General features: G+C 44.4%; 1 pseudogene. It reads left to right on the forward strand.

What is annotated here, in order from left to right:
• Positions 1–43: 43 nt before the first annotated feature.
• A pseudogene (locus tag ACFO9Q_RS22925) lies at positions 44–835 on the forward strand (IS1182 family transposase); the annotation flags it as partial.

The following is an 835-nucleotide window of genomic DNA, read 5'->3' on the forward strand; positions in this document are numbered from 1 at the left end:
TATAGTATAATAATAGTAATTAAACAAACGGATGGTGTTGCTCATGTTGCGCTCTAATCGAGATAAACAACAGAATTATGAACTGGTGTCCATTGAGGACCTCGTACCTGCTGACCACATGCTTCGTAAGATCGATAAGTATATCGACTTCTCTTTTATTGATGAAAAGGTCCGTCATCTCTACTGCCAAGATAATGGTCGTCCAGCCATTGATCCGCTGGTACTCTTTAAGATGATTTTCCTTGGTTATTTCTATGGCATTCGTTCTGAGCGCCAACTGGAACGCGAAGTACAAACAAATATTGCCTATCGTTGGTTTCTTGGTCTGGGATTGGCTGATCGGGTTCCCGATCACACGACGATTAGCTGGAACCGCAGAACACGATTCAAAGACACATCAGTGTTTCAAGATATCTTCGATGAGATTGTACTCCAAGCTGTGTCGCACCGAATGATTGGCGGACGTGTCCTTATCTCCGATTCAACTCACGTGAAAGCTAATGCGAATAAACACAAATTCACGAGAGAGCAAGTACAACATAACACGCGTGACTATGTGGATGAACTGAATGCAGCGGTAGAAGCAGATCGTAAATCGCAAGGAAAAAAGCTTTAAAACCACGGGAGGAGGTGAACGAAGAAAAAGAGGTAAAGGTCAGCACAACAGACCCGGACAGCGGTTATATGTTTCGTGAAGGCAAGCCGGAAGGCTTCTTTTACTTGGACCACCGTACCGTCGATGTGAAACACAACCTCATTACGGATGTTTTTGTAACGCCCGGTAATGTTCATGATTCTGTGCCCTACCTCTCTCGTTTGGACCGCCAACGTAAAC

The sequence above is a fragment of the Paenibacillus sp. GCM10023252 genome, assembly GCF_042653305.1.
Classification (GTDB): Bacteria; Bacillota; Bacilli; order Paenibacillales; family Paenibacillaceae; genus Pristimantibacillus.